A 16,916-nucleotide genomic window follows, 5' to 3' on the forward strand; every position below is an offset into this window, starting at 1 on the left:
CCTCGTTTGCGAATGCGGTGTGCGGCTCAGGCGGCATCGATCAGGTGGCTCGCGGCGGACAGCGGGCGGCGCGCGGTTTGATCGGCCCGCGCGCCGGGCGTGTCGTCGGACATGTCGTCCGGCAGCGCGGGGCCGGCCTTCATCAGCTTCAGCATGTAGTAGACGCCGGTGCCGAACACGAGGAAGTACACGACGACGAAGGTCATCATCGAGATGCCGACCTGCTGTGCCGACAGCGGCGACGCCGCGTGCGCGGTGCGCATCACGCCGTACACGACCCACGGCTGGCGGCCTGCCTCGGTCGTGACCCAGCCCGCGAGCAGCGACACGAAGCCGGTCGGCCCCATCGCGAGCGCGATGCGCTGGAACCACTTCGCGTCATAGAGACGGCCCTTCAGGCGCAGCAGCCAGGCGAGCGCGGCGACGCCGATCATTGCGACGCCGAGGCCGGCCATCACGCGGAAGCTCCAGAACACGATCGTCGAGTTCGGGCGGTCTTCCGGCGGGAATTCCTTCAGGCCGCGGATCTGGCCGTCCCAGCTGTGCGTGAGGATCAGGCTGCCGAGGTGCGGGATGGATACCGCATAGCGGGTGGTTTCCGCCTTCATGTCCGGGATGCCGAACAGGTTGAGCGGCGTGCCGCCCGGCTCGGTTTCCCACAGGCCTTCGATCGCGGCGATCTTCGCCGGCTGATGCTTGAGCGTGTTGAGGCCGTGCTGGTCGCCGACCATCGCCTGCAGCGGCGCGAGCACCAGCAGCAGCCACAGCGCCATCGAGAACATCTTCTTCACGGCCTTGTCGCGACGGCCCTTCAGCAGATGCCAGGCGCCCGTCGCGGCGACCACCAGCGCGGCGACCACGAAGGCGGCCATCGCCATGTGCGCGAGGCGGTACGGGAACGACGGGTTGAAGATGATCGCGAGCCAGTCGGTCGGCACCACGCGGCCGTCGACGATCTCGAAGCCTTGCGGCGTCTGCATCCAGCTGTTCGACGCGAGAATCCAGAACGTCGAGATCAGCGTGCCGACCGCGACCATCAGCGTCGCGCCGAAGTGCGCGCGCGGGCTCACGCGGTTCCAGCCGAACAGCATGATGCCGAGGAAGCCGGCTTCGAGGAAGAATGCGGTCATCACCTCGTACATCAGCAGCGGGCCGGTGACCGCGCCCGCGAAGCTGGAGAAGCCGGACCAGTTGGTGCCGAACTGATAGGCCATCACGACGCCGGAGACGACGCCCATCCCGAACGCGACGGCGAAGATCTTCGACCAGTACACGCACAGGGACTTGTAGTACGGCTTGCCGGTCTTGAGCCAGCGATATTCGAGCACGGCGATGAAGCTCGCGAGGCCGATGCTGAGCGCGGGAAAGACGATGTGAAACGAAACGGTGAATGCGAATTGCAGGCGGGCCAGATCGAGGGCCGAAAAAGCGGTATCCATACCTGTTAACCGAAGCTGTCGATACCCGCCGGCGGGGCTGCCGGCGGACCCCGCCTGGCCGGCAGGCCGCGAGGTTGGCTGGAGTATGGAACCGCGTGCTGCGCCGCGACATGCGCCAACTCGTCGCAGATGTCCAGCCTCGGCGCAGCGTTTTCGGAGTAAATCGTTGATTCGAATCAAGAACGAAGCACTTCGCGCGCGCCGCTGCCGCTGCGGCGGCCTGCCGCACCTGCGTCAATATGGCACGCGGCGGCACGCGGTTCGGGCCACATCTCGCGCCGGCGCGCGGCGCAGCGCCGCCGTTGCGGCCGCCGTGCATTCAGCCGCCGCCCCGCGCGTACTGACGGCCTCGCATCCGCCGGCCGCCGCGCGGCAAGGCCGGCACGCGCCGGGCGATTTGCGTACACTCTGGGTCTCTTTCGGCGGGGCCTGTGCCGGCCCGCGTTCACTCAGGGATGAACGATGATCGATCTACGCAGCGATACCGTAACGCGCCCGAGCCCGGCGATGCTGGCCGCGATGACCGCCGCCGAAGTCGGGGACGACGTGTGGGGCGACGACCCGACCGTGCTGCGTTTGCAGGCGGCCGTGGCCGAGCGGGCGGGCAAGGAGGCCGGCCTGTTCTTTCCGAGCGGTACGCAAAGCAATCTCGCCGCGCTGATGGCGCATTGCGAGCGCGGCGACGAATACATCGTCGGCCAGCTCGCGCACACGTACAAGTACGAAGGCGGCGGCGCGGCGGTGCTCGGCAGCATCCAGCCGCAGCCGATCGAGCACGCGCCGGACGGCACGCTGCCGCTCGACAAGATCGCGGCGGCGATCAAGCCGCTCGACAACCATTTCGCGCGCACGCGCCTGCTCGCGCTCGAAAACACCCTCGGCGGCCGCGTGCTGCCGGCCGGCTATGCGGAGGAGGCGGTCGCCTATGCGCGCAGCCGCGGCCTGTCCGCGCATCTCGACGGCGCGCGCGTGTGCAATGCGGCGGTCGCGTCGGGCCGCACGATCGCCGAGCTGTGCGCGCCGTTCGACACGATCTCGATCTGCTTCTCGAAGGGCCTCGGCGCGCCGGTCGGCTCGGTGCTCGTCGGCAGCGGCGCGCTGGTCGAGCGCGCGCATCGCTGGCGCAAGGTGCTGGGCGGCGGGATGCGGCAGTCGGGCATTCTCGCTGCGGCATGCCTGTACGCGCTCGAGCACAACGTCGAGCGGCTCGCGGAGGATCACGCGAACGCCGAGCGTCTCGCCGAAGGGCTGGCGCGCATCGAGCCGGTCAAGGTGCTGTCGCATGCGACGAACATGGTGTTCGCGCAGTTTCCCGAAGCCGATTGCGCGCCGCTCGAAGCGTGGCTCAAGGCGCGGGGCATCCTGACGCAGATGCTCTATGCGTCGCGCTTCGTCACGCACTGCGACGTGTCGCGCGACGACATCGATACGGTCGTTGCGGCGGTCGGCGCGTATTTCTCGCAACGCGCGTAACGCCGCGCCGCATCACGTCACGGCACGGCACGGCACGGCAACGTGGCGTCACACGACACCACGCCGCGCGGCCGGTCAGCCGGCGAGCGGTGCGAGCAGCCGCTGAGCCGCTTCGACGACGCGTGCGGACAGCGACGTCATCGTCGGCGACTGCACGGCCCACGCGTGCCAGTACAGCGTGACGTCGGTCGGATGGGCGGGAGCGAGATCGACGAGCCCCTGGCCGTCCAGCGGGCCGTCGTCGAACAGCGCCTCGGGCACCATCGCATAGCCGAGCCCGTGCCGCACGGCGGCGAAATGCGTGTGCGTGCCCGGCACGTAGTGGCACGGGTACGCGCCGTCGGGCAGGCCGAACTTCTCCTTCAGGAACGTCGATTGCAGCGTGTCGCGCCGCGAATACGCGACGACCGGCGCGCGGCGCGCGCTCGTGCGATTGAGGCCGCGCGGAAACCAGCGCGCGGCGAATGCGGACGCGGCGAGCAGCCGGTAGCGCATCGTGCCGAGCGGCGTCGCGACGCAGCCACGCATCGGCTTCGGCTCGGTCGTCACGCAGCCAACCGCCATGCCGCTTTCGAGCAGTGAAAACGTGTGGTCCTGATCCTCGACGATCAGTTCGAACAGGATGCGCTCGCCGGCCAGCACCGAGGTCAGCGCGGGCAGGAACCAGGTGCCGAGGCTGTCGGAATTGATCGCGATCGCGACGGAAATCGGCAATTGGCGCTCGGCGGCGATTTCGCTCTGCAGATCGGCCTGCAGCAGCGCGACGCGGCGCAAGTGCTGCAGCACGCGCTGGCCTGACACGGTCGGCCGGCATGGCCGGGTGCGCAGCACGAGCGGTGTGCCGAGGCTCGTTTCGAGCGCGCGCACCCGCTGCGTGACGGCGGAGGCGGTGACGTGCAGGCGCGACGCGGCCTGCTCGAAGCTGCCGGTCTCGGCGACGGCCAGCAATGCGGCGGCCTGCTTCGGGTCGATCGTCAACGGCATGTTCAGGCGGACGGCACGTGGCGGAACACGACGTCCGGTATCCAGTTGCGCTTGCGGCGGGCGAGACGCTCGTCCGTGCCCTCCCCGTCGAAGGAGGCGGCCGAGGCCGGCGCGATCAGCGCGGCGTCGACCCCGTCGAACGTGTTGACGTTGACGACCGCGTAGAGCCGGCCGTCCACTTCGCTCGTCACGACCGGCACGACGCCGCACGTGCCGCACACGTGAAAGCGGGCAGTGTGCGTGCCGAACGCATAAGCGTTGACCCGCGCGGGGTCTTTCACTGTGACGTCGAGCGCGCCGGCCGGGCAGGACGTCCAGGTGCCGGCATGCTTGCGGCAAAACGAGCAGGTGCAGGAACGCGCGGCAATGCGCGGCGAGGCTTCGCGCCAGTCGAGCGCGAAGGAGAGGTTGCCGCAGTGGCAGCTTCCCGAAGTGACCATCGATCGGCTCCTTGGCTGAGTCGCCGGATTCCATCCGGCGGGGAAGCGGGATTGTTTCACAGATTCACGGAGGCGCCAAAGGCGCTGGCCGTGCACAAAAAAACGCCCGCCTTGCGGCGGGCGTGTACAGGTCGCGCCTCCGTGACGCGGTCATGCCTGTCGGCATGCTATTGCCAGGCGGGCGCTGGCGTGATCGTGACGGATTGGTATGCAGCCGCCTTCTGCAGCGGGATGTTGGAGATCTTCTGGCCACCGTACGTCTCGGTCGACGTGCCGAACGTCACCCCGGTCAGCGGTACCACGACGTCCAGCGAGTCAGTCGGCGGTACCGTTGCCTTGATCACGATCGACGGAGTCGTACCCGTGTTGAGCGTTGCCAGCACTTTCGCCGCGGTGAGCCTGTACTGTTGCATCGCAGGCGCATTGACGGCACCGGACAGGTATGGACTGACGATCGGCAGACTCTTGTAGTACTTGTTGTACTTGGTCAGCACCGCGTTCAGCAGATCGGCAAGCAGGAAGGTCTGCGCCCCATTGGTCCCGGTGAAGGTGCGCAGGTTCGACTGGTGGAACATCATCGGGCGGTTGTCATAGGTCAACAGATAGCTGAGCAGGATGTCCGACACCTTGTCGAGAATAAAGGCGTAGTTGATGGATGATGCGGGAAACGTCGGGAACATGCCGCCGGGGTTCGCATAGAAGAAACTGTATTCATTGACCCAATCCTGTGGCACTGACACGTTGTAGAACAGCGCGGTCGCATAGCGCGGGACCTCGAAGATCTTCGGGTACAGGCAGTTGGGCTTGCCGGAATTGGCCGGCGGAAGCGGCCATGGGTTTCCGCTCGGATCGGTCATCTGGCAGGTCGGCGATTGGGCGATCGTCGGCGTCGGCTTCGACGAATCGGATACAAGCACATTGACGCCGAACGACTGAAGCGCGCTCAGCGTCGGCGCGTAGTAGAGCCCGGAAATCTCAGGCGTCACCATGGCCGACTTGCTGTACTTCTCGAATCCGAAGCTCTGGGCCACCGCGTCGTTGTTCTGCAGTTCGGACGTCACCTGGCTGGACGTGACCGTGGTCGGTGGGGTGATCGTCGGCTGCAGCAGCAAGTGGTCGTACGTATGGTTGATCCACTTGAACTCGAACTCGTTTGCGGCAACCTCGGTGCTCAACGTGTCGGTGCCGCTCGGCGGGTAATTGCCGAGCCCGCCGTCGGCCACGTCGAAGCCCGAGCCGTTGAAGGCGAACGTGATTTTCAGCGCGCCCGCGTTCGCGGTGTTGGCATTGGTGTTGTCCTGCCAGGCCATCGCGTTGTCGAATTCGGCGCCGCTGATCCGGTATTCACATGCGGTCATGCCCGTGGTCGTCGAAACCCCTCCCAGCGGACAAGCGTTATTAGGGGTCGCCGCGCCCGTCCTCGCGTCGTACCAGTTACCGGTAAACTGGTCCTGCGCATACGGGAAGATCTCGTCCGGGATGCCGAGGTCGTCGACCTGCGGGTCCATGTACACGTGACGGCTGCCGACGAACAGCCCGCGCGTGACCCAGTTGACGATGCCATATGACAGCGTCATCGAATGAATCAGGAACGGATTGTTGTCGAACGAGATCGCCATGATCTCGCGCGACGTGCTGTCGCCCGCGACCGGAGCCGTATTGTTGAACAGGCAGGTCGCGGCCACCGAGTACGTGACGTTGTTCGTTCCGGTGGCCTGGAGTTGCGACGTCACGGTCGTGCCGGCCGGCAGCTGGGCCGTGGGCAACGCGGTCATGAAGTACGTCCAGGCGTTCAGAATCGGCACTGGATTGGCGGCGCTCGTGCCGGCGTTCATGTACGGGAAGAGCGTCTTGCCGGTTGCCGTAAGCGTTGCGCCGAGCGCCTGTGTCAGCGACGTTCCGGTCGTATCCCGGTAGCCGACGTACTGCAGGCAGCCTGTGTCGCCCGGCCACGTATACATGCTCGCGAGCCGTACGTTGTACTTGAACTGGTAGCGCGCCAGCGCCAGCGCAACCGGGTTATTGGTGGCCGGGTTCATGAACCGGGCGTCGCTGATCGGCATGATGATGCCGGAATACTTCGCATGGTTGGTGCCCGATTCGAGCGGCGGCAGTGCCGGGGCGTTCGTGTCGTATGTCAGCGGGTCATAGGGAATGCCCAGACGATCGAGAATTGCCAGCGTCGCCTGCAGTTCCGGCGTATTGCCCGCCTGCGTGCTGCTCAGGACGAGGACCTTCAGATCGATCTGCGCGCCAGTCGGAACGGCATGGCTCACGTTGGCAGCGGCGCAGAGCCCCGCGACGGCCAGGCTGCGCGCCAGTAGCCCGCGAAGGCGGAATGATGTTCGTAGTGCACTCATGGCAAACCTCACGCTCCGGTTATCGAATGACTGGACGTTCCCCCGACAATGAGTAAGCGTGGTGCCTACAGTTGTTGCTTCGTGATTTTCTGTGTGCTCTTCGCCTCGCTCGGATGCGGGCCGGACGGCAGCGTCGGTAGCTTGGAAGGTACGTTCCCTTTGTACGGCAGCGTGCTCGCGTTGTGACCGGCCGGGCGTGTTTTCCCGGCGGCGAACGCCGCTGGCGAGCCGATCGCCGCAACCGCGACACATCCCGCACACAGGCAGGTCAGCGTCGCGCTCCACACGCGTAGCGACCCATTGGTTCCTCGGGTTTTCATGGTTTCCTCCTGACCAGGCTGGCGTAATTCGATATGTTGCAAAGTTGGTGAATGTCCCCTGCCGGCGCGCGTGCGGCTTCGGTTCCGGGCATGGGTGGGTTCATCGGGATCAGCCGTGCGAGCCTTGCGCGCAAATGGCGATACGCGCTCCGGCGCTGCCTGGCAGCCGTGCGCACGTTCGCCTGTTGCGGGCGAGGCGTCACCGCGATGCCGCCGGTGCGGTCGCTCGAACCTGCGATGTGATGCAAGCCAGTAATGTGCCACTGACGGCAACGTATTGATTCAATGGGTAAATTTGGAAATTCGCCGGCGGGTCCGAGCAAGAAAAAGCGCGAAAATGTTTCACGCGCGACTCATGCGGAGGAGGCGGCGTGCCGGCGCGGCCGACATCCCGCGCGCCGATGCCGGTGAACCGCCCAATTTGATCTACGCTAGAACAGCGCGCGGGAGGTCCCGCGTGCCACGTTGTCCCGCGCCGGCACGATCGCGGGCCGCGCCCGTGCGGGCGGCGGCGCCGTGATGCACCCACCCATGGAGGAAGAAAATGTCGATTCGACTAGGAGAAGAAGCGCCCGATTTCACCGCCGAAACCACCGAGGGCACGATCCGTTTTCACGAATGGATCGGCGACCATTGGGCGATCCTGTTCTCGCATCCGAAGGATTTCACGCCTGTCTGCACGACCGAGCTGGGCTACATGGCAGGGCTCAAGCCGGAATTCGACAAGCGCAACACGAAGATCATCGGGCTCAGCATCGATCCCGTCAGCGATCACCAGAAATGGGTGAAGGACATCGAGGAGACGCAGGGGCACGCGATCAACTATCCGCTGATCGGCGACGCCGACCTGAACGTTGCGAAGCTGTACGACATGATTCACCCGAACGCGAGCGGTGGCGGGCCGCGCACCGCGGTGGACAACGCGACGGTGCGTTCCGTGTTCCTGATCGGCCCTGACAAGAAGGTCAAGGCGATGCTGGTGTATCCGATGAGCGCGGGCCGCAATTTCGACGAAGTGCTGCGCCTGCTCGATGCGCTGCAACTGAACGCGAAGCACACGGTCGCCACGCCGGTGAACTGGAAGCCGGGCGACGACGTCATCATTCCGACGTCCGTCTCCGACGACGATGCGAAGCAGAAGTATCCGCAAGGGTTCAAGACGCTGAAGCCCTATCTGCGGTACGTGACGCAGCCGCGCTGAAGCGGCGCGCCGGGACGCGGGTTCGCAGCGCGGCGCGCGTGCCGCGCCGCTGCGAATGCGCGGGCGCGTCTGGCTCGCGCCGGCAATCGTCAGGCAACGGCCTGCGGCGCGGTCGCGCCGCAGGCTTCGAACGCAATGAGGATGGGGGAAACGGAGCGACATCGTGGTGATCTTCCGACAGCTTTTCGATCTGCAATCGTCCACCTACACGTATCTTCTTGCCGATCGCGTCAGCCGGGAGGCCGTGCTGATCGATCCGGTATTCGAGCAGGCGCGCCGGGATGCGGCGCTGATCGAGGAACTGGGATTGCAGCTGCGCGTGACCATCGACACGCACGTGCACGCCGACCACGTGACGGGCGCATGGATGCTGAAGCAATGCACCGGCAGCCAGATCGCGATATCGGCGGCGAGCGGCGCGGCCGGCGCGGACCGCTATCTGCGCGACGGCGACCGGTGCGCGTTCGGTGGCCGCTACCTGAGCGTGCGCGAGACGCCCGGGCATACGAGCGGGTGCATCACGCTCGTGCTCGACGACGAATCGATGGCGTTCACCGGCGATTGCCTGCTGATCCGCGGAACCGGCCGCACGGACTTCCAGCAGGGTGACCCGCGCGCGATGTACCGGGCAATCCACAGCAGGATCTTCACGCTGCCGGAGCGCTGCCTGCTGTATCCGGCGCACGATTATCGCGGGCTGACGGCGACCAGCGTCGGCGAGGAGCGGCGCTTCAATCCGCGCCTCGGCGGCGATCTCAGCGAGGACGACTTCGCCGGCTACATGGCGAACCTGCGCTTGCCGCATCCACGGCAGATCGATGTCGCGGTGCCGGCGAACCTGAAATGCGGCTTCGCGGCGCACGCATCCGGGGAACTGGCCGAGCCGGGCTGGGCGCCGCTCGCGTATACGTTCGCCGGGATCTGGGAGATCAACCCGCAATGGCTCGAGGATCATCTGGACGCGGTGCAGATCGTCGACGTGCGCGAGCCGGCGGAATTCGACGGGCCGCTCGGGCACATTCCGGACGCGCGCCTGATTGCGCTGGGCGAACTGGCCGGGCGGGCCGGCGAGCTGGCGCGGGAGCGGCCCGTCGTCACCGTGTGCCGGGCGGGCGGCCGGTCCGCGCAAGCGACCGTGATCCTGCGCCAGGCGGGATTCGAATCGGTCGCCAATCTCGCGGGCGGCATGCTGCGCTGGCGGGCGGAGGGGCGCATCGTCGCGAACGGCCGTGCATAGCTGGGGCGCTCGCGCTATGCCGGCATCGTGCAAGCGAATCACGGCGCAGCCCACGCGGGCAGGTGGCGCAGCGGCCCATCCGACAGCGGCGCGAGGGCGTTCGCGCCGCGTCGTTCAGCGGCTGCCGGCCGGAAAGGCTTCAAGCACCCGCGCGAGAAACGCCTCGTGATCCCATGCGGATTCCGGGCGGGTGAGGCCGAGGCGAACTACCACCAGCTGCCTGCTCGGGATCACGCTGACGAACTGGCCTTCGTGTCCGGCCGCATGGAACGCATCGCGCGGCAACGCCGGCGCAGGCGACAGGTGGCTGTTGAACGGCTCGGGCACCTTTACCCACAGATGCGCGCCGAAGTCCTGTCGCGGCGCCTGCGGCGTCGCGCGCGTCATGTAACGCACCCATCCGTCGGGCAGCAGACGCTTGCCTGCCCATGTGCCGTCCTGCAGCAGGAATTGCCCGAACCGTGCCCAGTCGCGTGCGCTCGCATACATGAACGACGCGCTCGCCAGCATGCCGGCGGCGTCGGGCTCGAACACGGCGGTCCGCATGCCGAGCGGCGCGAACAGCGCGCGGCGCGGGAATTGCAGATAGTCGGCCTCCGGCTCGGCGAGCGCGTCGTACAGCACGCGCGCGAGAATCGCGGTGGTGCCGCTCGAATACCGCCAGCGTGTGCCGGGCGGCGACACGAGCGGCTTGTTCGCGGCGAATCCCGATGCGTCGGCCTGCGTGAAGAGCATGACCGCCACATCGGACAACGGATCGTCGTAGTCCTCGTTGAATTGCAGGCCGCTCGTCATGCGAAGCAACTCGTCGAGCGTGATGCGCGCGCGCACATCGCCGTTCGCGCTCCACTCGGGCAACAGCGCCGACGCACCGACCGCGAGCTTGCCTTCCTTCACGAGCACGCCCGCCAGCGCCCCCGTGACGCTCTTCGTCATCGACCAGCCGAGCAGCGGCATGTCGGCCGTGATGCCGGGCGCGTAGCGCTCGGCGATCACGTGGCCGCGATACATCACGACCACCGCGCGCGTGCGGCGCGGCTCGGCCGGGTTCGGCTCGGCGAACGCGCTGTCGATCGCCGCTTTCAGCTTGCGTGCGTCCACGCCGGGCGGCGCGGCGACGGCGACGGCCGCGGCGCGTTGCGGCAGCGGCGGATTCGATGCGGCACCGTTGCCGGCCGGCAGCGCGGCGTCCAGCGCGCCGAGCGACAACGTGCAGCCGAGTCCGGGCCGGAACACCGCTTCGCGCACGGCGAGGCCGACGAAGCTCGCGCGGGCCAGCCGGCGGGGCGCGTCGACCGACGCGTCGACCAGCTTGAGGAGCGGATGCACGCCCGCCATGATGTCCTCGTCGATCACCGTGGCGGCCGGACGTCCGGAAACGAACACGCCGGAGCACAGGGTCTTGGCCGCGTACGCGGTGCCGATGGGTGCGAGCCGGGACAGCAGGTATCCGGCGTAGCCGAAGGCAGCCAGAAGGACGAGCATGACGCTCCATCGAGTCAGTCGCTTGAGATGTGGTGGCATACGCGCGTGATCCCGGTTGCGTGCCGCTGACGCGGCGGCGAGGGCAGGGGCCGAACGGGAAGTGTCGCAGGTTCGGCGGGAAAAATGTCGGCGGCAAGCAGGTGCCGGCGTCGCAGCGGCATGTCGCGCATGCATCGGCAGGCCCGAGCATGCAAACGAAATGTGTCATCCGCTCGACGCCGGTGGCGTCCCCCGGCAGAAAGTCCGGCGTTGCCCGCGTCGCTGGCGGCGGGCGCGGGCCGCCTGGATGCACGCGAGCCGCCGGCGCGCCACCGCCGGCGGCTCACGCCTGTCGCGTCAGTGGCCGTCCTGCGGACGCAACGTCCAGATGGTTGCGCTATTGGTATTGTCGTCGACGGTCGCAAACTCCGACTGCCCCCTGCTGCCGCGCCCGAACGCGAGTCCGAACGCCGCGCCCGGCACGGAATCGACCTGCATCTGCGCGATGAATCGCCCATCGACGGTGAATTCGACGATCTCGCTCGGCTGCTGCGGATCGGGATTGACCGCGTCGCCGTTCGCCGTGACGAGATGGCCGTTCGGCGCGAGCGCGAGCGCCAGCGGCCCGTGGAGATGGACGGAGTCGGAATAGATCATGCGTCCGACGCCGCCATTGCGCGACGTCGATGCGGCATTCTGAATCGCGAACACCGCGTTGTCGCCCGTGGATGCGACGTAAAGCACGTCCCGGTCGCGGTCGTACGCCAGCCCCGTCGGCCCGACGACGAGCGCGGCGGGATCGGTTCGAAACGTGTATCCGGACGCGATGACGAGCGAATTCGGCAGCATCGTGGCGCCATCGTCGTCGATCTTGAGTTCTATTCTCGATACGGTGCCGTTCAGCACGTTCGACACGAATGCGGTCACGCGCCGGCCGTGATCGATGACGGTGAGATCCCAGGGGCCGTCGAGCAGCGTCTTCGAGGTCAGCGTGGCGATGAGGCGGCCTTGCGGATTGATGACGAGCAGGGAGGGCGCCCCGAGCGTGTTCGTGGTGCCGTCCGTAGTCGGCAGGTTGCCGACCAGCACGAAGCCGCTCCTGAGCACCGCGAGCGCGGTGGTGAGGCCCAGGTTGCTGCCCTGGAAGAAGGTCAGCGGCGTGTTGCCGGCGCCGGGAACGAGCTTCACGATCGTCGTCCCGGTGCCCTGCAGGTTGGCTGTCCCGTTGAAGTTGGACACGACGACGTCGCCCGGCTTCAGGGTGCTCCACGGCGGAACGCCGCCCGGCACGAATGCGATGCCGTAAGGATTCAGGTCGCCGTTGGCGGGAACCGTGGATGCGATCACCGACGACTGCGGGATGATGGCCTCATCGCTGCCGGACCATGCGGACGCGGCCGACAGCGCCAGGATGCCGGCGCCGAACGTCGCCTGCCGCAACGCGCGGGCGACGGCATGGGACAGGCGCGCGATGGTCGGCGCGTGCACCGCGCGAGCGGGCGGGTCCTGGGCGGAATAGGGGTGCGGAGCGTTCATTGCGTGACTCCATGTCGGAGGGAATCGGCCCGGCTGCCGGCCAGCGCAGCGACGGGCGCCGGCGATGACGCGCGCCGTTTCGGCGCGCGCCGTCGCTGTCTGTAAACGGATGGCGGCCCGGTCTTATTCCGCCGGGGCCGGGCGCAACCGCGCGCCACCCGGCCGCTGGTCAGTTGAAATTCCTGCCGGCATCGGCCGATAATCGACCGGAAACACATCGCCAACCCGGAAACCGACCTACGAAAACGCCATGTCCTACGACAACACCAACCCGTTCGCCAGGATCCTCCGCGGCGACCTGCCGTGCATCAAGGTGGCCGAGGACGACGCCACGCTCGTCATCATGGACCTGATGCCGCAGGCCGACGGGCACGTCCTCGTCATTCCGAAGGAGCCTGCCGCCGAGATCTTCGATCTGTCGGCCGACTCGGCGGCCGCGAGCATGCGCATGACGCAGCGCATCGCGATCGCGGTGCGCGACGCGCTGCAGCCGGACGGCCTGTTCATCGGGCAGTTCAACGGACGCGCCGCCGGCCAGACCGTTCCCCATGTTCACTTTCACGTGATTCCGCGCTGGGAAGGCGCTGCGCTGCGCATGCACGCGCGCGAGGTCGCCGACGCCGCGACGCTCGAAGCCTTCGCGGAGCGCATTCGCGCGCGTCTCGCGTAACGGCGCGCATCGACTGGAATCCTGACCGGTCCGCACGGGCGAGCGCGCCCGGTCAGCCCTTCGGCATCCCTACGTTTGCGTGCGCGGTTACGGCGCGTAACACCTGTAACCACTGACGAAACCCGGCGCAAAAGCCCCCGCGCTACACTCGGCCCACCTCTTCATCCTGCGATGACGGGGCGCACGCGGTCTCGTGTCCGGCCCGTCTCGCGTGATGACAGGGCCGAATCTTGCCGCGTTCCGTTCGTCCCACCCGTTGGGAGCCAGCCGATGTCCAGACTTCTCATTACCTTTGCCCTGATCAGCGGCCTGTGCGGCTGTGTCGTCGCCCCGCCGTACGGTTATGCGCCCGCGCCCGGGTACTACGGCTACGCGCCGGCCTATTACGCGCCGCCCGTCAGTATCGGCATCGGCGGGGCGTTTCGCGTTCGCTAGCGCGTAGGCTCGCAGTTCGGCGACGAATGCGACGCGTACTTTGCCCGGACCTGGAGACTGATCCGGTGGCGGTACCGAGCCGGCCGCGATCCACGTCGCATGATGACGAACGGGCATGCTGCAACGTCGGGCATTTTTTGCGAGAATCGTCCTGGTTCTTGTCAGACAAGTGAATGCTGTCGTTGCCGATCAACGCACCAGCGCGCGATTCGCGCGTCGTCGCGGCACTCAATTCTTTGTCGCACTCGTCGTTAACCCGGAATGGTTGCCTCGTGGTGTATGTGGCCCGAGGCGAATCAGGTCAACACGGGATCGTCAAATTTGCGGCATCGTTCGCCAGGTGAAAAGCCGGCGACGCGAACGATGCGCGTTATCGAGGCCAGTGCGTCGCGTCCGTTGCCGGGACGCGCCGACAATCGGTCAATTTTTCCTGTTTGCGAGATCAATGGATCCGCGGCCGTCGACGGCGCGCGCGCATGCCGCTTGCCGCGGCGCGCGAGCCCGCTCGTTGTCGGATCGATATTCGCCCATGAGGGTTTACCGCCTTTGGTCTGAGAATGTATCCAAGCAGCTACGATGTCCCCATCGCGCGCCTCGTTGCGCGCCAGATGCTTTCCTGCACGCGTACCACGCCGGTGCGGGATGTCGCGCGGCGCATATTCGCCGAGCGTTGCAGTTCGATCGTCGTGGTGGAGGACGGCAAGGCCATCGGCATCTGGACCGAGCAGGATGCGCTGGCCGCCGGGGACACCCCCCGGGCGCTCGACCGGCCGATCGGCGAAGTGATGAGCAGCCCCGTGCTGACGCTGGAGGCGAACACCTCCCTCGGCGAAGCGGCGGTGAGGTTCAAGCAGTCAGGTGTCCGTCACTTCGTGGTCGTCAGGGACGGCGCGGCGATCGGCGTGCTGAGCCAGACCGACGTCGTCCTGAACCAGGGGGCCGAGTTCTTCCTGCGCCTGAAGTCCATCGAATCGATCCGCGTCCATTCGCCCGTCAAGGTGCCCGGGCGTGCCGCGCTGCATGACGTGGTCGCGCGGATGCGCGCGCAGAAGCTCGATGCCGTCGTGGTCGACTACGACGATGGCGAGCAGGGCATCCTGACCGAGCGCGACGTCGTCCGGCTGATTGCCGGGGACGGCGTGCAGGGCACTGTCGGCGAGCACGCGAGCAAGCCGCTGCAGACGCTGGCGGCGAAGCAGAGCCTGTATGCGGCCCAGCGCTACATGGTGCAGCAGAACATGCGCCATATCGGCATTCACGACGACCACGGCAACCTGACCGGGCTGCTCTGTTATGCGGACGTGCTGCAGAACATCGAGCACGAATACGTGAACGAGCTTCGCAGCGCGTTGCGCGAGCGCGACGAAGCGCTCGGCCTCGCGCGCTTCAACCTGCGCATGGCGGACCGGGTGTTCGAGTCGGCGCTCGAAGGCATCATGGTGACCGACCGGCACGCCAGGATCGAGCGCGTGAATCAGGCGTTCACGCGCCTGACCGGGTACACCGAGGAGGAGGTGGTCGGGCGCGACCCGAGCCTGCTGAGTTCCGGCCGCCAGACGCCGGACTTCTACAAGAATCTCTGGCATTCGCTCACGACCGACGGCCACTGGCAAGGCGAGATCTGGAACCGCAAGAAAACCGGCGAGCTGTTCCTCGAATACCTGACGATCACGAGCATTCGCGACAACGAAGGCCAGATCTCGAACTACGCGGCGATCTTCTCCGACATCACCCAGCGGCGTCAGGCCGAGGAGCGGCTCGGCTACCTCGCCACGCACGACGTGCTCACCGGGCTCGCGAACCGCGCGCTGTTCGAGGAGCGGCTCGAGCGCGCGATCGTTCACGGCAAGCGGCGTGGCCGCAAGGTCGCGGTGATGTATCTCGATCTCGACCGCTTCAAGCTGGTCAACGACACCCTGGGCCACAACGCCGGCGACGAAGTGCTGAAGGTGGTGGCCGAGCGGGTCAACGCGGGCGTGCGCGCGAGCGACACGGTGGCGCGCATGGGCGGAGACGAATTTGCGCTCGTGCTCGAGGAATTCGACGATGTCCGCGACGTCGGGCGGATCGCGCGCAAGCTGCTGGATGAAGTGGGGCGGGCGATCGATATCGGCGGCCGCGACATCTTTGTGACACCGAGCATCGGCATCAGCATCTATCCGGACGACGGCACCGAGGCCGAGCAGTTGATGCTGCTCGCCGATCAGGCGATGTACGGCGCGAAGAGCCGGGGCAGGAATGTCTTCCAGTTCTTCGAGAGCAAGATGACGTCGTCGGCGATGGAGCAGCTCGAAACGCTCGGCGAACTGCATCGTGCGCTCGAGCAGAACGAATTCTGCCTTTTTTACCAGCCGCAATACGATCTGACGAGCGGCCGGATCGTCGGCGTCGAGGCGCTGCTGCGCTGGCGGCATCCGCACAAGGGGTTCGTGCCGCCGGGTGACTTCATCGGGCTCGCGGAGCAATCCGCGCTGATCGTGCCGATCGGCCGGTGGGTGCTGCGCGAAGCGTGCCAGCAGGCACGCAGGTGGCTCGACGACGGTTTCGAGTTCGGCCGCATGGCGGTGAACCTGTCGGCGAGGCAGTGCTTCACCGACAGCTTCCTGATCGATCTGACCCGGATTCTCAGCGAGACCGCGTTGCCGCCCGAGCGCCTGCAGCTCGAACTGCTCGAAAGCATGGCGATGAACACGCGCGAGGAGATCGGCATCCTGCTTCGCGAGCTGGCGGGGCGGGGGATCAGCCTCGCGATCGACGATTTCGGCACCGGCTATTCGTCGCTTGCGTACCTGAAGGATCTGCCGGTCGATACGCTGAAGATCGACCGGTCGTTTCTCGCCGACAGCGGCTCGGGCAGCAGCCCGGACGGCGCGATCGTGCGCGCGATCGTCGCGATGGGGCGCGCGCTCGGCCTCGACGTCGTCATGGAGGGCGTCGAGACGAAGGAGCAGCTGGCGTTCCTTCAGGAGATCGGCTGTCACCAGGTGCAAGGGTTCCTGTTGGGGCGGCCGCAGCCGGCGGAGCAGCTGGTCGAGAGTTCGCTGAGCCGCGCCGAAGGCGGCGCGTCGGTCGGAGCCGCTCGTGCGGCAGAACTGCTCGCCAAGTGAACGTGCGCGCGCGGGCGCCGCTCCGGTTTTCGTGAGTGAGCGCTAACTTTTCGGGGTCCTGCCGGTAGCGGGGCGGAAGGCGCGCGGAGCCCGGCGCATGCCGGCGCGCTTCGCGACGGCCGCGCCGCGCATGGCGCGCCACGGGGGTGCGACGGCATGTCTCAGGTGCCGCGCGCTTTCACGTCAACTGCGGAAGTGCGGAATTCGTTGATGTCGAACGGGGCGGAAGTTACCACGCCGCTATATGCTT

At 67.0% G+C, this 16,916-nt stretch carries 13 protein-coding genes; 6 read left to right on the forward strand and 7 right to left on the reverse strand.

Going from position 1 to position 16,916, the window contains the following annotated elements; translation table 11 throughout:
- Window positions 1–26: 26 nt before the first annotated feature.
- A complete protein-coding gene (locus LIG30_RS04885) occupies window positions 27–1,439 on the reverse strand; it encodes a cytochrome ubiquinol oxidase subunit I (protein WP_038710128.1) in 1,413 nt (470 codons plus the stop codon).
- A 462-nt stretch (window positions 1,440–1,901) separates the two neighbouring features.
- Here LIG30_RS04885 and ltaE point away from each other — a divergent pair, with 462 nt between their 5' ends.
- Window positions 1,902–2,912, forward strand: coding sequence for a low-specificity L-threonine aldolase (gene ltaE, locus LIG30_RS04890; RefSeq protein ID WP_038710129.1), 1,011 nt, complete (start codon window positions 1,902–1,904; stop codon window positions 2,910–2,912).
- A 75-nt stretch (window positions 2,913–2,987) separates the two neighbouring features.
- On the opposite strand, the gene LIG30_RS04895 is transcribed toward ltaE, so the two are convergent.
- The 4 genes from LIG30_RS04895 to LIG30_RS25015 form a co-directional block, all read right to left on the reverse strand.
- Window positions 2,988–3,896, reverse strand: coding sequence for an HTH-type transcriptional regulator ArgP (locus LIG30_RS04895; protein ID WP_038710130.1), 909 nt, complete (start codon window positions 3,894–3,896; stop codon window positions 2,988–2,990).
- A gap of 2 nt (window positions 3,897–3,898) precedes the next feature.
- The gene (locus tag LIG30_RS04900; RefSeq protein WP_038710132.1) at window positions 3,899–4,336 is read right to left on the reverse strand and encodes a GFA family protein; all 438 of its coding nucleotides are present in this window, start codon (window positions 4,334–4,336) and stop codon (window positions 3,899–3,901) included.
- A 167-nt stretch (window positions 4,337–4,503) separates the two neighbouring features.
- Window positions 4,504–6,612 (reverse strand): Agd3-related carbohydrate deacetylase, encoded by a 2,109-nt coding sequence (locus LIG30_RS04905; protein ID WP_235510192.1) that lies wholly within the window; start codon window positions 6,610–6,612, stop codon window positions 4,504–4,506.
- Between the two features lie 149 nt (window positions 6,613–6,761).
- The gene (locus LIG30_RS25015; RefSeq protein WP_235510193.1) at window positions 6,762–7,016 is read right to left on the reverse strand and encodes a hypothetical protein; all 255 of its coding nucleotides are present in this window, start codon (window positions 7,014–7,016) and stop codon (window positions 6,762–6,764) included.
- A gap of 544 nt (window positions 7,017–7,560) precedes the next feature.
- Here LIG30_RS25015 and LIG30_RS04910 point away from each other — a divergent pair.
- Both LIG30_RS04910 and LIG30_RS04915 read left to right on the forward strand, forming a co-directional pair.
- On the forward strand, window positions 7,561–8,217 hold the full coding sequence (locus LIG30_RS04910) for a peroxiredoxin (RefSeq protein ID WP_038710135.1): 657 nt from the start codon (window positions 7,561–7,563) through the stop codon (window positions 8,215–8,217).
- A 166-nt stretch (window positions 8,218–8,383) separates the two neighbouring features.
- Complete coding sequence (locus LIG30_RS04915) at window positions 8,384–9,454, forward strand: rhodanese-like domain-containing protein (RefSeq protein ID WP_038710201.1); 1,071 nt, start codon at window positions 8,384–8,386, stop codon at window positions 9,452–9,454.
- A gap of 114 nt (window positions 9,455–9,568) precedes the next feature.
- Here LIG30_RS04915 and LIG30_RS04920 read toward each other — a convergent pair whose 3' ends face one another.
- Both LIG30_RS04920 and LIG30_RS04925 read right to left on the reverse strand, forming a co-directional pair.
- Entirely contained in the window at window positions 9,569–10,978 is a 1,410-nt protein-coding gene (locus tag LIG30_RS04920; protein WP_038710136.1) for a serine hydrolase domain-containing protein, read from the reverse strand.
- 297 nt (window positions 10,979–11,275) lie between these two features.
- A complete protein-coding gene (locus LIG30_RS04925; RefSeq protein WP_235510194.1) occupies window positions 11,276–12,454 on the reverse strand; it encodes a hypothetical protein in 1,179 nt (392 codons plus the stop codon).
- 250 nt (window positions 12,455–12,704) lie between these two features.
- Between LIG30_RS04925 and LIG30_RS04930 the strand changes: the two genes are divergently transcribed.
- The 3 genes from LIG30_RS04930 to LIG30_RS04935 all read left to right on the forward strand — a co-directional run bounded on the left by LIG30_RS04930 (window position 12,705) and on the right by LIG30_RS04935 (window position 16,666).
- Window positions 12,705–13,124: an HIT family protein gene (locus LIG30_RS04930; protein WP_038710138.1), complete on the forward strand. Its 420-nt coding sequence runs from the start codon at window positions 12,705–12,707 to the stop codon at window positions 13,122–13,124.
- A 270-nt stretch (window positions 13,125–13,394) separates the two neighbouring features.
- Window positions 13,395–13,559, forward strand: a complete 165-nt coding sequence (locus tag LIG30_RS26960) for a hypothetical protein (RefSeq protein ID WP_200929637.1) — start codon at window positions 13,395–13,397, stop codon at window positions 13,557–13,559.
- Window positions 13,560–14,116: 557 nt separating this feature from the next.
- Window positions 14,117–16,666 (forward strand): EAL domain-containing protein, encoded by a 2,550-nt coding sequence (locus tag LIG30_RS04935; protein WP_038710140.1) that lies wholly within the window; start codon window positions 14,117–14,119, stop codon window positions 16,664–16,666.
- Window positions 16,667–16,916: the final 250 nt, after the last annotated feature.

The sequence above is a fragment of the Burkholderia sp. lig30 genome (genome assembly GCF_000687455.2).
GTDB lineage: Bacteria > Pseudomonadota > Gammaproteobacteria > Burkholderiales > Burkholderiaceae > Burkholderia.